Here is a 23,688-nt window from a genome sequence, read left to right on the forward strand (position 1 = left end):
CCAGATTTGACTATTTCTCATGGCTTGGCAATAGGCCGCTTAAAGACCTATCCGCGGTTGAAGTATTGGCGACCTTACGCCGCATTGTGGATCGCGGCGCATTGGAAACCGCAGCCAGAACCAAGCAATTCATCGGTCAAGCTATCCGCTACGGTATAGCCACAGGCCGAGCAGAACGCGATGTAACCGCCGATTTACGCGGCGCGCTACCGTCGCCTAATCGCGGCCACTTTCCCGCCATTACCGAGCCAAAATCATTGGCAGAATTACTACGCGATATTGATGCTTATGGCGGGAATTTTGTCGTTAGAACTGCGCTACAGCTCCAACCTTTGATATTTGCTAGACCTGCCAACCTTGCGGCGGCTGAGTGGTCAGAATTCGACCTGGACGCGGCAGAATGGCGGATTGCTGCCAACAAAATGAAAATGAAAGACGCGCATATCGTACCGCTCAGCAAACAAGCCATTGCCTTGTTGCGTGATATTTATCCACTGACCGGTTCAAGCCGCTATGTGTTCGCCAGCAATCAAGGCAAAAAAGGCAATGAACCCCATATCAGCCGCGAATCCATCGGCGCGGCAATCCGGCGCATGGGTTATCAAGGCCAACACACCGCCCACGGCTTTCGCACCACCGCCAGCACCCTTTTGCATGAACAGGGCTATCATTCCGACATGATCGAGCGCCAGCTTGCCCATGCCGAGCGCAACCGGGTTAAAGCGGCCTACAATCGAGCGCAACACTTACCCGAGCGGCGAAAGATGATGCAAAGCTGGGCGGATTACCTGGACGCCTTGAAGACTGGCGCGCAAGTCATACCGTTCAGGAAGAACGGCTAGGCGTTGATATAATCGAATTTAACCGGATAGCCCGACGGGGCAACAAGCGGGATTCGTCCCCCGTTTCCGGTTAATCCTTTCGGACGGCTTACACTTTGACGAGGTGTTGATTGAAACCAGCTGAAAAATGGCGTTCTGTAGAAAAGCTGCAAATGTTTGAAGCTGCGCTGTTAATACTTGATCTTGATCCTGACATCTGTGGGAAGTACACGGTTAATTCAAGTTATTGGCCGCCAGGTTATGAAGAAATCTATGAGAAATTGTTGTTCGATGCCAGTACCGGGGAATTAGAAAACAGTTTCGGCCCCCGAATCATAAGACAATTAAACACGGAAGACTATGTTCCATACAGACTTTCGGACGTTACATTAGCCAACCTAAAAGCGTGGTTAATTAAGCATAATATCAGCGCACCATTTTTTGAATCTATAGCGCCAACTTCAAAAAGCTTACAAATGGTCAAAAGGGCAGATGTAATAAGTATTGTGACATTATCAAAGATATTAGCAGCACACCATGAAATAACAACCGGTGAAGCATGTGATCTGATAACGTCAAAGATAATTACCCATCAATTAGTTTGTTACGACATATCAGGACAACGGCTACCACAATTATTCGGTGATAACGACGAGGGGATTGATGCCGCAACCACATCATTCGATTTGAAGTGGTGGACTTCTCCTGAGAAAGAAACGTTGATTATGGATGACTATGGCATTAGTCCCAATCAGGTTGCTATTTTAAAAGCCGAAGCAGCAAGGCATTGTGATATTTCAATTTCCTTAATCGATGGGTTAGAGGAAATAATATCAACTCGTGAATCGCTTAGATATGACGACAAACAAGACAGTATTGTTACGAGGAAAGACCTTGTTAACCTTGTATGTTTATCCAAGGCAATTTCTAGGTATCACCAAATGCCCCTCCCTGAAGCATGTAACTTGGTAACTGACAGGATTTATGATGCGCAATTGCCTGTTTATAATTTGCAAGGAAATGGATTACCAAGACCATGTGAAAAGAGAGATGCAGTATGTGAGGTATTTAATAGTTATTGGTGGGAGGAACCGGAGAAAGAGACTAAGTATATGAGCGGTGTTGGTATGAGTCCTACAGAAGTTGCAATTTTAAAAATTGATGCCACAAAGTATTGTCAGATTCCAAGTGATGAAATAAGTGACTTGTTTTTCCCTGTCTCGGTTAAATCTGAAATCCAAAGTCTCGATATAAATTTGACTCCAAAATTATGCGAGGATCAACAGGGTTACATTTCCAAGTTTCTTACTATTTTAAATAAAGCCGCATTTGAATTTTGGAGCACAGCCGATCCGGACGACAAAACCACGCACCCCACCAACGATCAAGTTGCGAGCTGGCTCAAGTCTCAAGGCTATTCAGATATAAATGCCAAACAAGGGGCAGTAATAATAAGGCCGGAATGGGCTGCAAGCGGTAGGCGGCCAACAAAATAGCTACATCCATTTGAATTCAAGACTGACGGGGCTTTGAGCGAATAACTACAGGTATTTTTACGCTAATGCCTAAAAATATTTCAGCTATTAAACGCCTATAGCACACCCTAAGCTGACCCCATCATTCACAAGATGGAGTTAGACAAAATGCAAAACCAACAAACCGCCATTGTTCTTGGCTATCTGCGAATCTGGCAAATCGTGGGCGACCGTAAACGCGGCATTGAACCGCTACTGCCGGTTGGCCGCTCAACCTTCCTGGCTGGCGTCAAATCCGGTAAATATCCCAAGCCGGTAAAATTAGGCGAGAGAACCACTGCCTGGAAGAAAGCCGATATTCTGGCCTTACTAGACAGCGTGGACGGTGCAGCATGAAAGGGACTATTGCTAACACCCCATCCAATACTCTGGGCCTAATTATCCACGGCGCAACCAATCAAATCAGCGTGGATAGTCGAGTCATTGCCAAGGAATTTGAACGTGAGCATAAAAGCGTACTCAGGACGCTAGATGATTTAGTGGCAGATGGCACGATCTCACGGCACGAATTTGTGCCGCGAAATTACCAAAAACGCGGCAAGGAATACCGCTGCTTTGAACTCAACAAAGCCGGTTGCTTAAAAGCCATGCCGTTTATCGGCGGTCGGAAATCGCGGGAAGGTCAAAAGCGGCTGGTCGATGAATTCTTGCGACTTGAACAGCAACTAAACCGGCAAGCCAAAGAACGCGAAACCCTGGCCTATCAGGTGGCGCGTTTATCAGGCAAAGACAGTCGCGGCATTCTGACCGATGCCATTCAACAGTTTGCCGACTATGCCCGCAGCCAAGGCAGCCAGAACGCCGACCGCTATTTCTCAATCATCACGAACGCCGTTTATAAAGCCCTGGTCATCATCGAACCGCAGGCGACCGAAATCCGGGAGTTATTGACAGCGGTACAGCTTAAAACCCTGGAGCTGGCCGAACTGACAGCTGCCCAAGCCTTGACCGAGGGCATGGAAAGCCAACAGCCTTACAAAGCCATTTTTCAAGCCATGAAAGCGGCCCTGGATGGCGCTGTCGGCGCTAGGGTTAAAATTCTGGGCGGTTAGGCATGGCGGCAAAGCTCAAGAAAAAAGCTTATATCGCTCAGGATGTCGACATGATTCGTTCTGCCGCTTATCAGGATTTAAGCGGCAATGCGGTTAAATTGCTGATCCTGATGCAAACCCACTACCGCATGTACGAGCCTATCGCATACAGTATTTCAGAGGCTCAGAAGCGTGTAGGTTGTTGCCGTGGCAAGGCGCATGAAGCCTTTAGAGAGCTGGAAAGCCACGGTTTTATCAGGCTGATGCTGGACGGACATTTCAGCAAGCAATTAGCGCGAAAATGGCGGCTGACTTTCCGGGAGTTTAACGACCACAAGCCCAGCGATGAATGGCGGAACTGGCAGCCACAAAATTGATTTGCTTGTTCATTATATGAACGCTTCATGCCGTATGCTGAACAAGTCATGCCGTATAGTGAACAGGTGTTCATAATATGAACGCAAAACGCCAAGAATCAATGACTTAGCTTGTCGTAAAATACCGTTGGGTGTTCACTATGCGGGATGTACCTATTATTTACCATATGCCATCGGTTAAAAATGCAGGAAACCAGCAGCAATACAGGCAGCAGCAGGCGGGCGGCCCGACATTGGCGCATGGTTAGGCGATGACAAATCAGACTAGAGGAACCCAAATGGCAACCAAAAAGAAATCGGCTAATAAAGCTGCATCTTCGCCGGCGGTAGACAAAGACACTGCAAAAGCTTTGGCGAAGGTTGCTTTACGCCCCAGCGCAAATGCCGCCGCCGTGGTTACGGAATACACCAAGATGTTTGGCGACCACGACATCAATGACTTGGTGGATGAATTGGTCGATAGCATCGAGAAAGTGAACGCCGGCGATATGAAACGCTGCGAAGGGATGCTGATGGGGCAGGCCCAGGCGCTACAATCCATTTTCGTGAATCTATCGCGGCGCGCAATCAATCAGGAATATCTGAAAAACTATGAAGCGTTTATGCGGATGGCATTAAAAGCGCAAAGCCAATGCCGGCAAACGCTGGAGACACTAAGCAATATTAAAAACCCGCCGGTTGTCTATGCGAAACAGGCCAATATCTCGAACGGCCCACAGCAGATTAACAACGGCGTACCGGCTCAGACTCCGCACGCGGAAGAAATCAAGAATCAATCAAACGAACTATTGGAGGTAATCGATGGCGAACGGTTGGACAGCGGAACGGCGCAAGAAACAATCGGAAGCAATACGGCACTGGCGACCATGGGATAAAGCCACCGGCCCCAGGACAGCGGAAGGCAAAGCCACATCGTCTATGAATGCTTACACTGGAGCGGCGCAATTTCAGGCTGTACTGAGGCGCGCCAGAGCCTACTTAAGGGATCAACGGGAAGGCTTGAAGCGAATTAGATGAAAAAAATCCGGGGCAACATTGATCATGTGACGGTATTTTTGACGGTATATCTATAATTACAATTCTTACAGGCCTTGATAGTTATGACATACAGAGGATTGTTCGATTGACTATTTCGTTAAAATTCGCCTCACACCAAATCATGCCAGTCTGAGCTGATTGTATGCATTAGCGGCACCAATCCAAAAAACCATTGTTGAGCCTGAGCCGTACTCTGCTGTTGTCGCCCCGCACCGTCACCAGAATCAACCGAAAAACAATCTCCGTTATTGGCAAGTACAATGAAAGCCTCGCTGCATAGTTATCTCGGTTTGCAAACTAGGCGGCTTCGTTCAGCAACTCCAAGCCTCTAAACACCGAACAACGCTTGAACACGTCCAACTCCGGCGCTAATTTCTTTTGCTGGCAGAACTTGGCGACCAGTTTGGTCAGGCCCTTGATGTCGCGGCCGGTGGCACCGGGAAAAATGGCCGCCAGTTCGTCTATCAAATGTTCTTCGACCGGCAAGCTAAATTGCTCGGTCATTACCCGCCAGATTTTGCATCTATCCGCGTGGTCCGGGGCGTGGTAGCGCAGCATCGCAATGCAGCGGGAAATGATGGCTTCGTCGATGTCGTCCACCCGGTTGGTGGTCAGAAACAACAGGCCATTGAAATATTCCAGCACCCGCAAGAACACGCCAACCACGGCGTTGGAAGCCAGGTTGTCGGCGCGGCTTTTGATGTACACGTCGGCTTCGTCGATCAGCATCACCGCCCCCCAGCGCTGGGCGCGGATCAAGGTATCCTTCAAGGTTTTCTCCATCTCCGCAACGTTTAAGCCCAACTGCCCGGAATGCACCCGGTACAAAGGCCGCTTGATAATTTCCGAATAGACTTCGGCGGTCAAAGTCTTGCCTACACCGGCCGGACCGGCGCACAGCACCGTGGTGCCGCCGGATTTGCCGGCGACGATGTCGTCCATCAACATATCCATTTCCGCCGTCAGGATGTCGATCAAATCGGTTTGTTCGGGTGGCAAAATCAGCTTTTGCTTCAATTCCGGCTGATACACATAAGGCTGGGTATCGTCGACATACACCCAGACATGGTGATGCAATTCCAGATGAAACATTAGGATATAGCCGTGCACCGGCATTTCGGTGAACATACCTTTGGGTACATCGGCTTTGGCGGCTTCCATCGCGCTTTCGGTTTTGCTGTCGTAGCGCATGCTTTTGCCGGCCTTACGCAAATAAGTGCCGAGAATGTCGCCGGAGGCGTCCAGGCTCAAAGCGCGTTCGCTGAGGATATTTTCATCGTTGACCAAGCGGCAGGTCCCTCCACCCGAGGACATGACCACCGTATTCTTGCGCGTCCAGTCGCTGTTGCGGTGGCTGGCGGTCGGGTCCTCGGCGTACTCGCCGGTCCCCCAACCGGAAAACTGCTCGCCGTAGCGCGCCCGCCAATCGAAATAACGCACGGAGGCCTCGTCGTAACTGGCAATTAATTCCGGGGTTTCTTTTAAATATCCTTTGGTGGCAAAGATTTCCGGGATGGTTTTGTCAGCCAAATCCTTGCTGCGGATAATCAGGCTCTCAACCATGATTTTACCCTTGGTGTTGGCTTTCAATTCGATCAAGATCCGCCCGGCTTCTTCTTCACCCGGCGGGGTGTAATCCAGGCGGGTAATCAGATAAGCCAAAGTTCTGCCGGAAGGCTCGACATGAAATAACCAGCCGCGAATGCCGCCGTCCAAAAAATAATTGGCAATCGCCGGCAACAGCATTTCCAGTTGATCGACATTGTAGCGATGGCTGTTGTCGGCCAGAGCCGCTTGCAGCGCTATCAATAACGCTGCTTGCTGTTGTAGGGCTTCGCCTTCTTGCGAGTAGATGCCGGCCAGACTGGCTAGTTCTGTCTCGCTGAGTAAATCGTAAGGTACCTGTGCTTTGGTGCCGAAACGCAATTGATCGTTTAAGCTTTGCAAGCGCGGGTGGTCGGTAAGCAATTGTTCGAGATAGCGTTTATCTATGGTTAATTTCATCGCATCAGTCCTGTGACGGTAAGGCTAAACAAAGTACTTCGGCTAAATGCAGCGGCTTGGCGAAGCTGCCATTGCCGATTTGCTGCTGACAAGAGAAACCGTTGCTGACGAGTAGCGCGTCGGGTTCAGCGCGCAAGGCGGGAAACAAGGCTAACTCGGCCATGGCTTGGGCTTGATCGTAATGCTCGGCTTCGACGCCGAAATTGCCGGCCATGCCGCAGCAGGACGATTCGATCAGCTCAAATTTAAGGTCGGGCAATTGCTTCAGCAGCTTGCGTACCGACTTGATTGCCCCGACCGCTTTTTGATGGCAGTGACCGTGCAACAGCAAACTATTGACGCCGGGAATGGCTTGAAACTCGATAGGCCAGCGCTTAGCGGCTTGTTCGCGGACGATAAACTCCTCCAACAGCAAGACTTTTTCGGCCAGCTTTTGTGCCGGTTCACCTAAGCCCAGCTTTAAATATTCGTCGCGCAAACTGAGGATGCAGGACGGCTCCAGACCAATAATCGTGCGGCCGGCGGTGACATGCTCGGCTAGCGCCGCCACCATGCGTTGCGCTTCGGCGCGGGCTTTATCGATCAGACCATTGGAAAAATACGTGCGGCCACAGCACAAGGGCCGATCCGCTTCATCACCAGCCAAAGGCGTTGCGATATGCACATGATAACCGGCGGTATTCAGCAGCTTTTTAGCGGCTTCGGCGGCAGCGGGATTGAAATAATAATTAAAGGTATCGACCAGCAACACGACTTGTTTGTCGGCCAACTCCGGATGCAAACTTAACTCTGATTGGGCCGGCACTTGAAACGCTTGTACGGCGGGTTCCGGCAAACGGACTTTGGCGCTGATACCCAGCCAGGCTTCACCTAAACGCGCCAGCAGCGGTAAACGATTGCGCCACTTGATTAAAGGCCCCAGTCTGCGCCAACGCAGTATTTTCGGTAGCTCCGCCCACAGTCGCCGCCTCAGTGAAACGCCGTTACGCTTTACCTGCTGCGCCAGAAACTCGGCTTTGATCAAAGCCATATCCACTTCGTTCTCGCACTCGCGCTTGCAGCCTTTGCAACTGATGCACAAGGCCATGGTTTCAGCCAATTCCGGATTGAAAAACGCCGCGTCGTTATCGGCGTTCAAAGCAGCTTTCAAGGCTCTCACTCGGCCGCCGGGCGACAGGCCGGGATTTTGCGTCACCCGAAAGCTCGGACACATCACACCCTTGCCGTCCCGTTCGCATTGCCGGCTACCGATACACACCGCTACGGCTTTGGCGAAATCGGCGCCATGCTTGGGAATATCGGCGTAGGCATCGCCCATGCCGGCGTTTTCATAAGACGACCAATCCAGAAACAGTTTCATAGGCACTAGGCTGATTAAAAACCTAGATCAAGCAAAAACAAAGCCAGTAGGAGCGGCATAGGGCGGATAAGCGCAACGCATCCAGCTCTCCCTTCAGTGATTGGTGGATGCGCTTGGCTTATACGCTCTACCTTTGCTGCGATTGTTACATTTCCCCGCCGAATTGCTGCTCGGCACGCTGTAGCAAACCCGACAATCTACGACGGCCGCGAGCGATTTGTCACAGCATTGCTGGGCCAAATCACCGACGACCCTAGGTAATGCGGGCCACCTATTTCGGCACAAATATTGCGGGAATTGGTTTTTTAACCTGGGAAAATTGAAGTGGAATTAGAAAACTGCGTCACCCGCTACTTCATCAGCTATAGCGGGGTAAAACTACCGTTGAAATTGGTCAACGAACTGGCAGACGAAAGCCATCTGGAGAACCGCAACACTTACTTTCGCGGCTGTTACGATGCCGATCAGCGCCTGATGCTATTGGAAAAACTAGTCTACGGCGATGTGGAATTGCGCCATGTCTACGCCTACCATGCGAACGGCACACTGGCCGAAGCAGAAATTACCGACGCGGATGGCGAGATTGACGTATTGCGCTTTGACGAAACGGGGGCGGCGTTGGCGGCGGATTGAGATGTTGCACCCAGTCTCTTAGCGCGCTATTCGATGCACCGCATCCGCCAATTCCGCGCTGAATCTTGTCAAGCAACGGCTTTGCGCGGCGACACTGGCTTCGGCGCCCTTGGCAGCCGCTTCGCTGCACTCAAAGCGTTTGCCGATCACAGGTTGATCGGCTTTTTTCAATTGCCATTGCACTGAAAAACGGCTTTGGCCGGCGGCGGTTTGATGTAACTCCAGGATGTCGAAGCTGATTTGGTAATCGATAGCTTGGCGTGGCGCCCACGGATAGCGGACCACTTGTTCGATACCCAGTTGTTTGGCTAAGGAAAGCCCCAAGGCACGAACGATATTTTCGTCCAGGCGCTCGGCCCAGCGGCTGTGCTCATCCAGTTGATATTCATGCTCGCTCAACGCAGTGACCAACTGCGGGCGATCCAGATAAGCCGGCAAATGGATTGGCCCTAAACCCAACACGGTGCCGGCGGGCAAAGCAGTGACCGACGGCGGCGCGCCGGTTTCGGCACTGAGCATATAAAACTGCATCGGCGCGCTACTGCAAGCGGTCAGTAGCAGCGCTAAAAATAGCTTCGGTAAATAAATTACGTTTTTCATATTCATCTGGTTAAATCTGTTAACAGCCCAATCTATTTGCCGTAAATCAACGACTCCGGCCGCCGCTCCAGCGACTCGGTCAAATCCTTCAAGGAACGCGCGGCGTTGCGCATTTCCACCAACGTTTGCCCCAGTTGCGCATCCGGTGCGGCCATGGTTTCCACTGCGGTCAAAGCATTTTGCGAGCCTTCCATCATCTTGGTCGCGGCATTCAGACTTTGTTCGGCGGCTTTCAACACCGGCAATAACTCCTTGTTAAAATCCTGCAGGGTAGTGCGGGTCTCGGTCAAAGCACTATTGGCGTTCACCATTAGCGGCCCAATCTGATCGTTTAGCGAACTCATCAGCCGTTGGGTTTCCTGTAGGGATTTAGCCAGGGCCGCCATCGATTTCTTGGTATCGTCCGACTCCAACAACCCATGCATCGAATTCAAGGTATCCGCCATATTTTTGGTAATCTCTTCCAACGGCAACTGCCTTACCCGGTTGAAGATTTCGTCGGCGGTGTTGCGGATTTCGTCAACCGTGGTCGGTACGCTGGGCAGTTCCGGCAGATTCTTATAATCCAGTTTGACCAGATTGATCGGCTTGTCGCTATAAAAATTCAAATCCACATACAGCAGGCCGGTCAGCAAACTTTGGGTCTCCAACCGGCCCTTTAAACCGGCATCGATCATACGTTGAGCGTCCTGCATGCGCTGTTTTTTGCTGTGGCCGCCGGATTGCTGTACCGACAGGTCTTGCAGCAAGGCTGGATCGATTTCGATCACCACCGGCTTGAAAATTCTGCCGGTCGCAGAATCCATCACTAGAGAAATTTCGTTGACATTGCCGATCTGCACACCCTGCAACTTCACCGGCGCGCCGACATTCAAGCCGTTCAGCGCCGAGTCGAAAAAGATGACGAAGCGCTTTTTGTCCTTAAAAAAATCGCTGCCGCCAAAGATCATTACGCCCGCCGTCAGCAAGATCAACGCGCCGACCAAAAACGCGCCGATGGCTAATGGATTGGCTTGTTTACTCACGCCGGACTCCTCATCTGTCGATTACTACTATTTTGTTCGGTTTGATCGCCGCGATTCAAAAATCGAATCACGTTGGGGTGCTTGGATTCATGCAGCAATTTCTGCGGCGGACCGCCGTCGATATTGGTGCGGGTTTCGGCATCCAGAAACACCGAGTTATTGCCGATCGCGAAAATACTGTCCAGATCGTGGGTGACCACGACGATGGTGGCCGACAATGCGCTGCTCAAGCTCAGAATCAGATCGTCCAGCAATTTGGCGGTGATCGGGTCTAGCCCGGCCGACGGTTCGTCGAAAAACAAGATTTCCGGGTCCAAGGCCATGGCCCGCGCCAGACCGGCGCGCTTTTGCATGCCGCCGCTGAGCTCGGAAGGATAATAGTCTTCAAATCCTGCCAAGCCGACCAGCGCCAGCTTATAGGAAACGATCTCCCGCACTTTTTTGGGTGGCAACTGGGTGGCTTCGGTAATGGGCAGCGCGACGTTTTCGGCCAGGGTCATGGAACTGAGTAAGGCGCCGCTTTGAAACAACACCCCGGTGCGGGCTAAAATTTGCTGGCGGGCTTTGGGATCGGCTTGCCAGAGACCTTGTTCGCCATAACAAACATCGCCTTTTGCCGGCGATTTCAAGCCTATCATATGCCGCAACAAGGTGGTTTTACCGCAACCGTTACCGCCCATGATGATAAACACATCGCCGCGATTGATCGTAAAATTCAGATCGTGCTGAATCACGAAATCGCCGTAGGTCATCGTCAGGTCTTTTACCGTGATGCAGGCTTCGGTCATGGTTTAAATCCCCAGCCGGTTGCAGATGATGGTCATCACCGAGTCGGCCACCACGATGAACACAATGGCCGTTACTACCGCCGAGGTACCGGCATCGCCGACCGCTGAGGCGCTGCGGCCACACTGCATACCGCGCATGCAGCCCGATAGCGCAATCAAAATACCGAACACCGAGCATTTCACAAAGCCGATAATAAAATCCTTCATTTTCACCGCGCTGGCGGTGCGATCCATATACTCGGTCAGCGACACATCAAAAAAATTCACCGTGACAAAACCGCCGCCGATGATGCCCATCAAGTCGGCGTAAAGACATAAAAGCGGCATGATGATGATCAAGGCCAACATGCGCGGTAGCACCAGGAACGCCATCGGGTCCAGGTTCATGGTTTTTAACGCGTCGATTTCGCTGTTGACATGCATCGTGCCGATTTGGGCCGCATAGGCGGCGCCGGTGCGGCCGGACATGATGATCGCGGTCATCAAGCCGCCCATTTCCCGGGTCATGCCTAAACTAACCAGGTTGGCGATATAAATTTGCGCGCCGAACAAAGACAACTGTACCGCACCGACAAAGGCCAGAATCAAACCGACCAGCAAGCTGATCAAGGTGACAATCGGCAACGCCGACGGTCCGCATTCTTGAATATACAACCATAAATCCTGGCGACGAAAATGCGCTTGCCCGCGCAGGGTGGCGAAAGTACTGATGATCATTTCGCCGACAAAGATCAGCATCTCCTTGCCGTGCTGAACCGCTTTGCCGGTACTAACCACTAAAGCCTGCGACCAAGACGTCTGAGTTTGGTCGCGATGAGCATCGACGCGCTCAGGCACGGCGGAAACCAGGGTCAGCAAGCCCTGAATTGAAGCGGGTAAGCTAGCTTTATCGACCGTCACGCCTTTTTGCGAGGCGTAATCGATTATCTTGATCAATTCGGTGACCAGCATGCTGTCCCAATTCCCCAGTGCTGTCGTGGAAAATGTGACTTTTTTGATCGTATTGCCAGCGTCAAGTCGAGTCAATATAGGTTCTAAGGGCGGCAATCTCGCGTCCAATATCCAGTCGCCGCCGAACGCGATGTCCAATACTTGTTGGTCGCAACTTGCAATTATGTCGCACGAGGGGCTGCTATCGATTTTGAACTGCTGGCTTGGTGACGTTTTCATCCTTGTTTTACCGATGATTCTTTAGACAAGTATCCTAAGAACGCGCGTTGATAGCAAATCTGCAGAATCCGAATGTTGAATTGATGGCTGTTTAGACCCTTCAAAGCCGATTATGCAAAAACTGCTCGAACTCAATTTTTGGCATTGGTTTGGCGAAGTAAAAGCCCTGCACTTCATCACAACCGTGCGCGATTAGAAACGCTAATTGCTCTTTGGTTTCGACACCTTCCGCAATCACCTGAAATCCCAAATTGTGTGCCAAGCCAATAGTCGCTGCGGCAATGGCACCGTTGTTCTTGTCGTGCATATCCCCGGAAATATCCCGCACAAACGCGGCATCGATTTTCAATCGGTCGAGGGGTAAGTTTTTCAATTGACCCAGTGAAGAATACCCTTGGCCGAAATCGTCCAGCGCCACCATAATACCGCCTTCCCGAAAAGACTGGAGTAGGGCGCCAGCGTCGCCGGGGGATGTCATCACTGCGGTCTCGGTAATTTCCAACTCCAATTCCAATTTTTCCCTGGGGAGGCCTGTTTTTGCCAATACGGAAGCTACCAATTCGGAAAAATGCTTATTCTGAAACTGTTTTGCGGAAACATTGACGCTGATTCTTTTTAACGGAAACCCTTCCCGTATCCAACTAACTCCCTGTTCACAGGCATGTTCCAGCACCCATTCGCCAATCTTATAGATTTGATTGGTTTCTTCAGATAAAGGGATGAATACGGCGGGAGAAATGAAGCCCTTTTCCGGATGCTGCCAACGCAACAATACTTCCGCGCCGATGAGATGCAGGTCGGGTAAAGAAAACTGCGGCTGGTAATACAATTCGAACTGGTGATTTTCCACCGCAAAATGCAGCTGATTTTCCAAGTCCATTCTTTCATGCGCATGCCGATTCATTTCAGCCGAAAAAAACCGAAAGCCATCGCCGCCCTCGGATTTGGCAAAATACATGGACATATCGGCATTTTTCATCAAGCCTTCCATGTGCTGGGCATTGTCGGGATAAATCGCAATGCCTATACTGGTTGCGGTGCGCAAGTTAGTACCCGCCAATCCGAAAGGACGTTGCAAATTTTCGCAGATCTTTTGCGCTACCGAGGCCGCCATACTCTGTATGTTTTCGCCTCTAAGCACCACCACAAATTCGTCGCCCCCTAGTCTGGCAACCAAATCATTTTTCCGTATGCTGGATTTGATACGGTTCGCCACCTGTATCAACAATTCATCGCCGATCGAATGACCCAGGGTGTCGTTGATATTTTTAAAGCGGTCCAAGTCCAATAACATGACTGCCAATTGCTCTGATTGGCGCTTGGCAATCATCATGGATTGCTCCAAAAACACCTGTAAATGCAGGCGGTTGGGTAATCCCGTCAATGGATCATGATGAGCCAGATGCTGGATGTGGGCTTGCGCTTCCTTGATATTGCTGATGTTTATGTAACTGGCCAAATAAAATTCGATGTTGCCTGTGCGGTCGCGCACCACCGATATGGTTGCCATTTTAGGATAGATATCACCCGTCTTACTTCTATCCCACAGCTCCCCCTGCCAGAAACCATTTTTATGAATCGCCTCCCACATCGCGGTATAGACTTCACGTTCGGTTTGTCCGGAGGACAGGAACCGAGGATCCTTACCCAAGGCTTCGGCTTTATCGTACCCCGTCAACGCGACAAAGGCCGAATTGACGTCGATAATGCGGTTATGTTGATCGGTAATCAGAATCGCCTCACCACTATGTTCAAACACGTGGGCCGCCAAACGCAACTGAATGCGATCAGCATAGCGTTGTATTTGATTACGCACTCTTACCGTGAGTACGTTGGGTGATATGGGTTTGAACAGATAATCATCCGCGCCTAGATGCAATCCGGCTAGTTCGCTTTGTTCGGACGCGTCGGCACTCAATAAAATCACCGGAATATCACTGATTTGTAAATCGTCCCGCATGCGGCGAAGAACTTCTATACCATTCATACCAGGCATTTTGACATCCAGTAAAACCAACTTGGGCTTATCCGGTTGTTGCAATAATTTCAATGCATCCAGGCCGCTGGTCGCGGTCTTTAGCCGGTAATCGGCCTTCAGCGCCGAGACGAGAACGTGCAGATTGGCCGGTAAATCGTCTACCAGCAAAACGAGTGGTTTATCGGGTTGTTCCGCCATATTACTCATCATGCTTGTTCGTAAAATTGGACATTAACACCGTTAAGACTTCACCGGCTCCTTGGTGATCGAAGTGACTCAGATAATGTTGCAATTGGCGTAATCCAGGCGAATACGGCAATTCAGAATCAGCAAGTTGAGCCAGTAGTGCTTGTAAATCATCTGGAATCACTTCCTGTTTGCTGATAAACCGTTCCAGTTCTCCCAGGAATTCGGTTATGGAAACGGATTCCGCCACCTGGTTATCCATATTGGGTGGCGTGTAATCCATAAGATATTGTTGTATCTGCGTCCGAGTTTCTAACAGAGTGGCTTCAAAATGAGCGCGAGATAGTTTGCCGCCGACTTTCACTTCCTCGAGCACGCGCCGACAAGCTTCGGCCAAACCAACAGCGCCAAGATTGGCGGAGACGCCTTTTAGTCCATGAATCAGCTCAATGAGGGCCTCGGTATCCGCGTCCGAGATCAATGTCTCGAAACGTTTTGCAATAAACTGACACCGCTCGCTGAAATGTAACAAGAGCCGCTGCTGCAACACTTTGTCTCCATCTAAACGATGTAGGCCTCGCGCCAAATCCAGGATGGATTCATTGCGCGGCACAGTCGAATTCGCCAACTCGGCTTGGTCAGAAACGAGAAAATACCGGCTCATCACCCGCAGCAAATCCTTGGGTTCCACCGGTTTGGAAATGAAATCGTCCATACCCGCATCCGCGCATTTTTTCCTATCTTCCTCCAATACAGCTGCGGTCATGGCCACAATAGGCAGATTTCGACCTTGGGGTAGTTCGCGAATTAATTGTGTGGCTTCGATTCCTCCCATAACCGGCATATGCAAATCCATGAAAACCAGATCGAAGGTTTTATGCTTGATTATCTCCACGGCTTCGCCGCCATGCGAAGCAACCGTGACGGCTACACCCCGTTTTTTCATAAAATTGGCAGCGACTTCCTGGTTTAGATCATGATCCTCGACCAGCAATACCCGCAACCCGTTGAAGGTTCGATCAGTATGTTTATCGAGGTCTTTGTTCTGAGGAATTTGACGACGCAATAGTGCATCGAACAATACGGAGGGCACGATCGGCTTATTCAGAACGCCATCCACACATTCGACCCCCGAACTATTTAGCAGCGCTTGTTTATCATAAGCTGTCACCATCAGCAATTTTAACTCCACATCCTTGCCGCGCCCCTTCAGTTGCCTCTTAATTTCCGTCGCCACTTCCAAACCGTTCTTTCCAGGCATGCGCCAATCCAACAAAACCGCATAAAAAGGTTGGTTCTCCCAATCTGCTTGGGCGATCAGCAGCAAAGCTTCATCGCCGGACTCAGCAGTAACTGTTTGAATGCCCCAAGCCTTCAATAATCGCGACAAGATATGGCGTGAGGTCTCTTGATCGTCCACCACCAGCACGCGCTTGCCACGTAAACGCTGTAAATCGTGATGAACTTTGTAGGGTAGTTGCATTTCATCGGGTACCCTCCCGGCTTTGATGGTGAACTTGAAAGTGGAACCATGGCCAAACACACTGTGTACCTCGATGTCGCCGCCCATCAGTTCGACCAGCTTTTTGACGATCGATAAACCAAGTCCGCTGCCACCAAATTTACGCGTTGTGGAGTTATCGGCCTGCACAAAAGGTTTGAACAGCAATTTAATGTGCTCCGGCGAAATGCCTATCCCGGTGTCTTTCACAGTAAAGCTTAGTAAGAGCGACTCAGCATCTCGACGTTCGGTTTGCACCGACACATATATTTCGCCGTGATCGGTAAATTTGACGGCGTTGCCGAGCAGATTGTTAAGTATTTGCGCCAAGCGCAAGGCATCTCCGCTGATATACAACGGCGTGTCCGGATCAATCTCAACAAATAGTTCTATACCTTTTTCGTCAATTTGAGCGCCGAACAAATTGGACACTTCCATGAGTACGGCTTCCAGTTTGACCGGTACCTGTTCCAGCACCATGTAGCCGGATTCAAACCGAGAAAAGTCCAGAATATCATTGATAATGCACACCAAGGCCTGGCTGGATGTGGATACCTTGTTAAGCTGATCGCGTTGATCATGGGTTAATTCCGTCTCCAACACCTGGCGGGTTAGTCCTAGCATCGCATTCATCGGGGTACGAATTTCGTGGCTCATATTGGCCAAAAACTGCGATTTGGCAATCGCCGCTGCGTTGGCAGCCTCTTCGGCGCGTTTTAGCTTGGTCACATCCGCCCGGATCGCAAAATAACGTTTGGGTTTACCATCTTTACCCATATCAGGAACTATCGTGGTCGACACCCAATACAAGTCGCCATTCTTGGCTCGATTGCAAATATCGCCTGCCCAGATTTTACCTCTCGTAATACTGTGAAACATATCGCGGAAGAACTCTTTCGGATGCACCCCGGAATTAATCAAGCGATGATTATTCCCCAACAGCTCCTCACGGCTGTATTGACTAATGTGGCAAAACAAATCATTGACGTACGTAATCGTCCCTTTTGCATCGGTAATAGCCACTATGGCATGCTGATCCAACGCAGATTTCTGGAAATTCATCTCAGCCAAGTTTTCGAGCAACTGTTTATCACGTTTAACCGCGGCGGTAATATCGGTAATCTGGATCAGGCACAGCCGGTTATGTTCATTGACATTTAACGGCTGGACTTTAAGCTGCTGATCGATTGCCGCTCCGGAAACCGAAAACAACGGCAGGATGTTTGGGTTTAAGGTGTGTGAAATAACCGAACTCATGCCACGACTCAGCGCCAACTTTACAGCTCGGCCCAGGCTGCCACTCATGGCGAGGGGAAATATATCCTGTAATTGTTTGCCCTTTATGTCTTCAAGTTTCCGGCCGCTAAATTTAGTGACCCAGTCATTCCAATCTATAACATTTTCTTGTGTATCGAGCACGACCAATCCAAACTGGCAATTCTCGAAAATAGCCGGATATAGCTCTTGAATCAATGTATTGCTGCTGGCCATCAGTGTTTGTTCCAAAGTTACAAACCTAAATAGGTCTTAACACTTTGTTTGAAGATATCCATTGAATCTACATCCATTAAAAATGAGACATATCCTTCAACATGCTGTTTAGCCAATGAAAACTCCATATTCAAGAGCAGGACGCAGGATTCGACCTTATTCACAAGTGAGTCATTGGTGAGAATGTTGGTCAAGGATCCTTTTACGAATTCCGGAATGCCGCCGGTAATTTCCTGCTTGAACAAATCGGCTATCGCACACAAACAACCATTTAGAATGATATTGCCGATCTCCGCCATGGCTTCTTGCTCCATTTCGGTCAAATCGTCTAGAGAAATATCCTGTTGCAAAACAGCCCTGACCAGTTGCAGGCTTTTCTCCTCGGGGAACAGCAACAATACGTCGCCACCCATAATCCCGTCGAAATGCTGACAAACACCGCTGACTTCCTTCTCGGTCTTGGCTTGCAGGATTTTTAAAGCATCGGGCCGGCTCACAAACATGACACCCGGCACACTCAGCTTGACTTCCTCATTGACCATCTCGCTGAGTGCGCTGGCGGCATACCCCATGCCGATGTTGAGAATTTCAGCTACAGCATCCAGAAAATCTTCATCACTGTTATCGATGTTATCCGACATATCTTCTAATTTTTTCTTCAGTAATAGGTTTGGGGATAAAGTCAATCCTTAATTGAATTGCCAGATTTTTTACCGCCTCTTGAACATTTGCGGTTAAAAAAGCAATTTGGGCCTCAGGTTGCAACGGTCGAATCACCGCTGCCGCCGCACCACCTTCCATCACCGGCATGTTGTAATCCAACAAAATAATATCAAACCCAGCCTCGCTGGCCCGGTCAATGGCCTCTTGGCCGTTTTGGGCTTCCACAAGATTCCAATCGGGATGCGCGTCAAGAATAATTTTTTTAACCATCATTCTCGACATCTTACTGTCGTCGACGATCAGACAATTTTTTACAGTCATATACTATTTTCCTCAGTAGACTTATCGCGATTGAACTTTACTATGACCTGCGTAATGCCCGCAGGGTCAACGAGCTAAACCTAGGATAGACTAAAAATGGATTCGATAGCCGTTGTCGCGTCTGCCGATGAACGTCTATCCGGCAAAACGTTCATAAGTCGGCTGATCTGCCGCAAGCCAAGCGACACCGACTAACGGATGCGCTATATCGGAGCATTAACAGCAGCACTTTCAACTTAGAAAATAAAAAAGGCCCGCATTGGCGGGCCTTTTTTCTTACGGCGTTAGCAGGTAAGGTGGTAATTAAAACGGGATATCGTCGTCGAAATCGTCATAAGAAGCCGGCGCCGCTTGCGAGCCTGAAGGCGCGGACGGGCGATTGTCGTAACTGCTGGCTGGTGGCGTGTTGTTGTCCGAGTAGCTGGCGGTGCCGCCGCTTTTGCTGTCCAGCATATGCATATTGTCGGCCACGATTTCCGTTGTATAACGTTCCTGACCATCCTGGCCCTGCCACTTCTGCGTACGGATACGGCCTTCTACATAACATTGGCTGCCTTTTTTCAGATACTCGCCGGCGATTTTCGCCAGACCGCTGAAAAACACCACCCGATGCCATTCGGTTTCTTCCTTACGTTCATTGGTGTTGCGATCCTTCCAGCGGCGGCTGGTGGCCAAGCGGATGGTGGTAATCGCGTCGCCACTTGGCATATAGCGTACTTCCGGATCGGCGCCGAGGCGGCCGATCAGCATAACTTTATTTAGCATGGTGTTCTCCGTGTAAAAATTGCGAGTAACAGCAGCTTACTGCCACTGCTTCAAAAAAAGACCTAATTGATTTTTGTCGAGCTGCTGGTTATCGACTTTAAGATAAGCGGCATTTTCTTCGAAATGCAGTCGCACTTCCTCAATGCCGTTAATCGCCAGCAAAGCTTTGGAAAATTCCGCTCCACGTTCCGGCTCTACCGCTTGCAAGGACAACAGCAAGTTGGCCCAATAACGCGGCGGCGACATAAATAGCGCGATGACTATCCAGCTGGCAGCGATGCCCGCCGAGAATATAAACACCGCCGCAGGGCCGAACTCACCATACAACCAGCCGCCGGCACCACCGCCTAAAAACGCGCCGAGGAATTGCGCACTGGAATAGATGCCCATGGCCGTGCCTTTCAAATCGCCGGGCGCGGTTTTAGAAATCAGTGAGGGCAAGGTCGCCTCCAACAGATTAAAACCACAAAAGAAAATCCACAAGCAGGCAATCAAGCCGATTAATTCGCCGTGGAATAACACAAAGCCGACGTTGGCAATTACCAAGGTAAAAATAGCGCCAATAAATACTTTCTTCATCTGCCGTTTTTTCTCGGCAACGATCACGAAGGGGATAATCATCGCCATCGATGTCACCAGCACCGGCAGATACACCATCCAGTGGCTGCCGCCTTGCAAGCCGGCGTCGCGCATCAGTAGCGGCACCACTACGAAACTGGCCATCAGAATCAAATGCAGCGCAAAAATGCCGTAGTTCAGGCGCAACAAATCGGCATTTTTGATCACCGAACCCAGTTCAGAAGGGATATATTCGGCATCGCGATGCGTGGTAATTTTTTCCGGGTTAGGCACCACGAACAGAATCACTAAAATCGCCAAGGCCGCCAGCACGGCGATCATCCAAAAGATGCCGGCGATGCCGAAATGGTCCGCAATGATAGGACCCATCGTAATAGCTACGCCGAACGACACGCCGATGCTGGCGCCTATGGTAGCCATGGCTTTGGTGCGATGCACTTCCTGGGTCAAGTCTGCCAGCAACGCCATCACCGCAGCGGAAATTGCCCCGCAACCTTGTAAGGCTCGCCCGATCAAAACGCCATAGATATCGGTCGCCAGCGCCGCCCAGACACTGCCGGCCACGAACAGAATCAGTCCGATCACAATCACCGTCTTACGGCTGAAGCGGTCGGACAGCAAACCGAACGGAATTTGCAGGATGGCCTGGGTCAGGCCGTAGATACCCATGGTCAAACCGACCAATTTGGGTGTTGATCCGGGCATTTGTTCGGTGAACAGCGACAACACCGGCAGCAGCATGAACAAACCCAGCATTCTGAGTGCGTAGATACTGGCCAGCGATACGGTAGCCCGCTTCTCCATGGCCGTCATCGGACTGGTAATATCCTGAACCTGTGTCAAACCAAACTCCCCTTTGCCTTGCATCTTTAAAGGTGGCTATAGTACCAGTTTATGGGCATCTGGCTCCAGCGTGGCAACCAATCCCCTTTGCCCTATAGGTGTCTTAGCCCGTATAGTAAGGGGTTGTTAAAAATCCCAGGAAGGCACAGCAGTGGACACCATCAGCATACGCGGCGCCCGCACTCATAATCTGAAAAACATCGATCTGGACTTGCCGCGTGACAAGTTGATCGTCATCACCGGCTTGTCCGGCTCCGGCAAGTCTTCGTTGGCGTTTGACACCATTTACGCGGAAGGCCAGCGCCGTTACGTCGAATCGCTGTCCGCTTACGCCCGGCAGTTTCTGTCGATGATGGAGAAGCCGGACGTCGATCATATCGAAGGCTTGTCCCCGGCGATTTCCATCGAACAAAAATCCACCTCGCACAATCCGCGTTCTACCGTCGGTACCATCACCGAGATTTACGATTATCTGCGGCTGCTTTATGCCAGAGTCGGCATTCCACGCTGCCCGGAGCACGGCGTTTCCCTAGAAGCGCAAACCGTCAGCCAAATGGTCGATCAAGTCTTGGCGCAACCGGAAGGCGAGCGCTGGATGTTGCTGGCGCCGGTGATCAACGACCGCAAGGGCGAACACGTGTTGCTCCTGGAAGACTTGAAAGCCCAAGGTTTTTTGCGCGCCCGCATCGACGGCGAAGTCTATGAACTGGACGAGCCGCCGGCCCTGGATTTGAAGAAGAAACATACCATCGAAGTTATCGTTGATCGTTTCAAAATTCGCGACGACATCGCACTGCGCTTGGCCGAATCCTTCGAAACCGCGCTGCGCTTATCCGAAGGTCTGGCGATTGCCGCCTCAATGGAAAGCGATCAACAGCTACTATTCTCGGAACGTTATGCCTGCCCACATTGCGGCTATAGCCTGAGCGAACTGGAACCGCGCATTTTCTCCTTCAATAACCCAAAAGGCGCCTGCCCGAGTTGCGACGGCCTGGGCGTGCGCCAGCATTTCGATCCGCAGTTGGTGGTACACAACCCGGAAATCAGTTTGGCCGGTGGTGCGGTGCGCGGCTGGGACCGGCGCAATGCCTATTACTACCAGATTATTTGCGCCTTGGCCGCGCACTATAATTTCGATCCGGAAGCGCCGTTTTCGCATATCTCCAAGGACATTCAGGCCGCTATTCTGTACGGTAGCGGCGACGAGAAAATCAGCTTTACCTTCCAGATGGGCAACGGCAAACCCAAAGCCAGCCGTCACGCCTTCGAAGGCATTATTCCGAATATGGAACGCCGCTACCATGAAAGTGACTCGCAAATGGTTCGGGACGAATTATCCAAGTATCTGGCCCAACAGACTTGCGCGGTGTGCGATGGCGCTCGTTTAAACCTGGGCGCGCGCAATGTGTTTGTCGACGAGCAACCCTTGCATCACGTCACCCGCTTGCCCATTAAGCAAACGCTCGGCTTTTTTCAGGGTCTGAATATTCCGGGACACCGTGGCGAGATCGCCGCCAAGATCAACAAGGAAATTCAGGAGCGGCTGGAGTTTTTAGTCAACGTCGGTTTGGATTATCTGACCCTGGATCGCAGCGCCGACACCCTGTCCGGCGGCGAAGCGCAGCGCATCCGCCTGGCCAGTCAGATCGGCGCCGGTCTGGTGGGGGTCATGTACGTGCTGGACGAACCGTCGATCGGCTTGCACCAACGCGATAACGAACGCTTGCTCAACACCTTATACCGGTTGCGCGATTTGGGTAATACGGTGATCGTGGTCGAACACGACGAAGATGCCATCCGCGCCGCTGATCATGTGGTCGACATCGGCCCTGGTGCCGGCGTGCACGGCGGGCAAATCGTCTCGCAAGGCACGCCGGCGCATATTCTGGCCGATCCCAACTCCTTGACCGGCCAGTATTTGTCCGGCAGCTTGAGCATAGAGATCCCCAAAAAAACCACGCCGCGCGACCCGAGCAAACAAGTCACTATCCGTAAAGCCAGCGGCAACAATCTGCAAAACGTCGATGTCAGCTTTCCGGTGGGTTTGATGACCTGCGTTACCGGCGTATCGGGTTCGGGTAAATCGACGTTGATCAACGACACTTTGTATAGCCACGCCGCCCGGCTGATTAACGGCGCCAGTTGCATTCCAGCACCCTGCGAGGCTATTGAAGGTCTGGAGCAATTCGACAAAGTGGTGGACATCGATCAAAGTCCCATCGGCCGTACCCCGCGCTCCAACCCGGCCACCTACACCGGCATATTCACGCCAGTACGCGAGTTGTTTGCCGCGACGCCGGAAGCCCGCTCGCGTGGCTACACGCCGGGCCGCTTCAGTTTCAATGTCAAAGGCGGCCGCTGCGAAGCCTGCGCCGGCGACGGCGTCATTAAAGTAGAAATGCATTTTCTGCCGGACATCTTCGTACCCTGCGACATCTGCCACGGCAAACGCTACAATCGCGAAACCCTGGAAGTCCGCTACAAAGGCAAGACCATCCACGAAGTGCTGGAAATGACCGTGGAAGATGCAGCGGCGTTTTTCTCGGCGATACCCAGCCTGGCCCGCAAACTGCACACGCTAATCGACGTCGGCCTGAGCTACATCACCCTGGGCCAGAACGCTGTGACCCTGTCCGGTGGCGAAGCGCAACGTGTCAAGCTGGCGAAAGAGCTATCGAAGCGCGACACCGGCACCACCCTTTACATTCTCGACGAACCCACCACCGGTCTGCACTTTCACGACATCAAACAATTGTTGACCGTGCTGCACACCCTGCGCGACCACGGCAACACCGTCATCATCATCGAACACAACCTTGACGTGATCAAAACCGCCGACTGGATTGTGGACATGGGCCCGGAAGGCGGCAGCGGCGGCGGCATGCTGGTGGCGGAAGGCACACCGAAGCAGATTGCCAAACACAAGAAGTCGCACACCGGGACGTATTTGCAGCGGTTTTTTGCGTGAGTTACCGTTGA

20 protein-coding genes are annotated in these 23,688 nt (G+C 51.2%); 8 read left to right on the forward strand and 12 right to left on the reverse strand.

What is annotated here, in order from left to right:
- From A1332_RS17530 to A1332_RS17555, 6 genes are all read left to right on the forward strand, one after another.
- Positions 1-842, forward strand: an 842-nt coding sequence (locus tag A1332_RS17530) for a tyrosine-type recombinase/integrase (protein WP_064009732.1), incomplete at its 5' end; no start/stop codon positions are given.
- A 110-nt stretch (positions 843-952) separates the two neighbouring features.
- Positions 953-2,317 (forward strand): hypothetical protein, encoded by a 1,365-nt coding sequence (locus tag A1332_RS24955; RefSeq protein WP_157204043.1) that lies wholly within the window; start codon positions 953-955, stop codon positions 2,315-2,317.
- A 147-nt stretch (positions 2,318-2,464) separates the two neighbouring features.
- On the forward strand, positions 2,465-2,692 hold the full coding sequence (locus tag A1332_RS17540) for a helix-turn-helix transcriptional regulator (RefSeq protein ID WP_064009790.1): 228 nt from the start codon (positions 2,465-2,467) through the stop codon (positions 2,690-2,692).
- On the forward strand, positions 2,689-3,408 hold the full coding sequence (locus A1332_RS17545; RefSeq protein ID WP_064009733.1) for a Rha family transcriptional regulator: 720 nt from the start codon (positions 2,689-2,691) through the stop codon (positions 3,406-3,408). The genes A1332_RS17540 and A1332_RS17545 overlap by 4 nt, the downstream gene beginning before the upstream one ends.
- A 2-nt stretch (positions 3,409-3,410) precedes the next feature.
- The gene (locus A1332_RS17550) at positions 3,411-3,764 is read left to right on the forward strand and encodes a hypothetical protein (protein ID WP_064009734.1); all 354 of its coding nucleotides are present in this window, start codon (positions 3,411-3,413) and stop codon (positions 3,762-3,764) included.
- A gap of 278 nt (positions 3,765-4,042) precedes the next feature.
- Positions 4,043-4,639, forward strand: coding sequence for a hypothetical protein (locus A1332_RS17555; protein ID WP_064009735.1), 597 nt, complete (start codon positions 4,043-4,045; stop codon positions 4,637-4,639).
- 460 nt (positions 4,640-5,099) lie between these two features.
- Here the strand turns inward: A1332_RS17555 and A1332_RS17560 are convergent, their stop codons facing one another.
- Together A1332_RS17560 and A1332_RS17565 are read right to left on the reverse strand one after the other, a co-directional pair.
- Entirely contained in the window at positions 5,100-6,806 is a 1,707-nt protein-coding gene (locus tag A1332_RS17560) for an AAA family ATPase (RefSeq protein ID WP_064009736.1), read from the reverse strand.
- Between the two features lie 4 nt (positions 6,807-6,810).
- Positions 6,811-8,166, reverse strand: a complete 1,356-nt coding sequence (locus A1332_RS17565) for a (Fe-S)-binding protein (protein ID WP_064009737.1) — start codon at positions 8,164-8,166, stop codon at positions 6,811-6,813.
- A 324-nt stretch (positions 8,167-8,490) separates the two neighbouring features.
- On the opposite strand from A1332_RS17565, the gene A1332_RS17570 reads away from it, so the two are divergent.
- Positions 8,491-8,799, forward strand: a complete 309-nt coding sequence (locus tag A1332_RS17570) for a DUF6156 family protein (protein ID WP_064009738.1) — start codon at positions 8,491-8,493, stop codon at positions 8,797-8,799.
- An 18-nt stretch (positions 8,800-8,817) separates the two neighbouring features.
- On the opposite strand, the gene A1332_RS17575 is transcribed toward A1332_RS17570, so the two are convergent.
- From A1332_RS17575 to A1332_RS17620, 10 genes are all read right to left on the reverse strand, one after another.
- Complete coding sequence (locus A1332_RS17575) at positions 8,818-9,399, reverse strand: PqiC family protein (RefSeq protein ID WP_197491498.1); 582 nt, start codon at positions 9,397-9,399, stop codon at positions 8,818-8,820.
- 32 nt (positions 9,400-9,431) lie between these two features.
- Entirely contained in the window at positions 9,432-10,424 is a 993-nt protein-coding gene (locus tag A1332_RS17580; RefSeq protein WP_064009740.1) for an MlaD family protein, read from the reverse strand.
- The gene (locus tag A1332_RS17585; protein WP_064009741.1) at positions 10,421-11,212 is read right to left on the reverse strand and encodes an ABC transporter ATP-binding protein; all 792 of its coding nucleotides are present in this window, start codon (positions 11,210-11,212) and stop codon (positions 10,421-10,423) included. The genes A1332_RS17580 and A1332_RS17585 overlap by 4 nt, the downstream gene beginning before the upstream one ends.
- Before the next feature lie 3 nt (positions 11,213-11,215).
- Positions 11,216-12,382, reverse strand: a complete 1,167-nt coding sequence (locus tag A1332_RS17590; protein WP_064009742.1) for an MlaE family ABC transporter permease — start codon at positions 12,380-12,382, stop codon at positions 11,216-11,218.
- A 100-nt stretch (positions 12,383-12,482) separates the two neighbouring features.
- Complete coding sequence (locus A1332_RS17595) at positions 12,483-14,570, reverse strand: EAL domain-containing protein (protein WP_231890347.1); 2,088 nt, start codon at positions 14,568-14,570, stop codon at positions 12,483-12,485.
- Positions 14,560-17,553, reverse strand: coding sequence for a PAS domain-containing hybrid sensor histidine kinase/response regulator (locus A1332_RS17600; RefSeq protein WP_157204044.1), 2,994 nt, complete (start codon positions 17,551-17,553; stop codon positions 14,560-14,562). The genes A1332_RS17595 and A1332_RS17600 overlap by 11 nt, the downstream gene beginning before the upstream one ends.
- Positions 17,554-17,555: 2 nt before the next feature.
- Positions 17,556-18,179 carry a chemotaxis protein CheX gene (locus A1332_RS17605; protein ID WP_064009744.1) on the reverse strand — a complete coding sequence of 208 codons (624 nt, stop codon included), beginning with the start codon at positions 18,177-18,179 and terminating at the stop codon, positions 17,556-17,558.
- Complete coding sequence (locus tag A1332_RS17610) at positions 18,169-18,522, reverse strand: response regulator (RefSeq protein WP_064009745.1); 354 nt, start codon at positions 18,520-18,522, stop codon at positions 18,169-18,171. Before A1332_RS17610 ends, A1332_RS17605 begins: the two co-directional genes overlap by 11 nt.
- A gap of 303 nt (positions 18,523-18,825) precedes the next feature.
- On the reverse strand, positions 18,826-19,287 hold the full coding sequence (locus A1332_RS17615) for a single-stranded DNA-binding protein (RefSeq protein WP_064009746.1): 462 nt from the start codon (positions 19,285-19,287) through the stop codon (positions 18,826-18,828).
- Positions 19,288-19,323: 36 nt separating this feature from the next.
- Positions 19,324-20,709: an MFS transporter gene (locus A1332_RS17620; protein ID WP_231890348.1), complete on the reverse strand. Its 1,386-nt coding sequence runs from the start codon at positions 20,707-20,709 to the stop codon at positions 19,324-19,326.
- 151 nt (positions 20,710-20,860) lie between these two features.
- Between A1332_RS17620 and uvrA the strand changes: the two genes are divergently transcribed.
- Positions 20,861-23,677 (forward strand): excinuclease ABC subunit UvrA, encoded by a 2,817-nt coding sequence (uvrA, locus tag A1332_RS17625; protein WP_064009748.1) that lies wholly within the window; start codon positions 20,861-20,863, stop codon positions 23,675-23,677.
- Positions 23,678-23,688 lie beyond the last annotated feature (11 nt).

The sequence above is a fragment of the Methylomonas methanica genome, from assembly GCF_001644035.1.
GTDB classification, from domain to species: Bacteria; Pseudomonadota; Gammaproteobacteria; order Methylococcales; family Methylomonadaceae; genus Methylomonas; species Methylomonas methanica_A.

What these genes read in the sequence shown, in the direction of transcription:
- A1332_RS17540 (WP_064009790.1), top strand. Translation starts at nt 2,465, where the DNA reads ATGCAAAACCAACAAACCGCCATTGTTCTTGGCTATCTGCGAATCTGG.
- A1332_RS17545 (WP_064009733.1), top strand. Translation starts at nt 2,689, where the DNA reads ATGAAAGGGACTATTGCTAACACCCCATCCAATACTCTGGGCCTAATT.
- A1332_RS17550 (WP_064009734.1), top strand. Translation starts at nt 3,411, where the DNA reads ATGGCGGCAAAGCTCAAGAAAAAAGCTTATATCGCTCAGGATGTCGAC.
- A1332_RS17555 (WP_064009735.1), top strand. Translation starts at nt 4,043, where the DNA reads ATGGCAACCAAAAAGAAATCGGCTAATAAAGCTGCATCTTCGCCGGCG.
- A1332_RS17560 (WP_064009736.1), bottom strand. Translation starts at nt 6,806, where the DNA reads ATGAAATTAACCATAGATAAACGCTATCTCGAACAATTGCTTACCGAC.
- A1332_RS17565 (WP_064009737.1), bottom strand. Translation starts at nt 8,166, where the DNA reads ATGAAACTGTTTCTGGATTGGTCGTCTTATGAAAACGCCGGCATGGGC.
- A1332_RS17575 (WP_197491498.1), bottom strand. Translation starts at nt 9,399, where the DNA reads ATGAAAAACGTAATTTATTTACCGAAGCTATTTTTAGCGCTGCTACTG.
- A1332_RS17585 (WP_064009741.1), bottom strand. Translation starts at nt 11,212, where the DNA reads ATGACCGAAGCCTGCATCACGGTAAAAGACCTGACGATGACCTACGGC.
- A1332_RS17590 (WP_064009742.1), bottom strand. Translation starts at nt 12,382, where the DNA reads ATGAAAACGTCACCAAGCCAGCAGTTCAAAATCGATAGCAGCCCCTCG.
- A1332_RS17595 (WP_231890347.1), bottom strand. Translation starts at nt 14,570, where the DNA reads ATGATGAGTAATATGGCGGAACAACCCGATAAACCACTCGTTTTGCTG.
- A1332_RS17605 (WP_064009744.1), bottom strand. Translation starts at nt 18,179, where the DNA reads ATGTCGGATAACATCGATAACAGTGATGAAGATTTTCTGGATGCTGTA.
- A1332_RS17610 (WP_064009745.1), bottom strand. Translation starts at nt 18,522, where the DNA reads ATGACTGTAAAAAATTGTCTGATCGTCGACGACAGTAAGATGTCGAGA.
- A1332_RS17615 (WP_064009746.1), bottom strand. Translation starts at nt 19,287, where the DNA reads ATGCTAAATAAAGTTATGCTGATCGGCCGCCTCGGCGCCGATCCGGAA.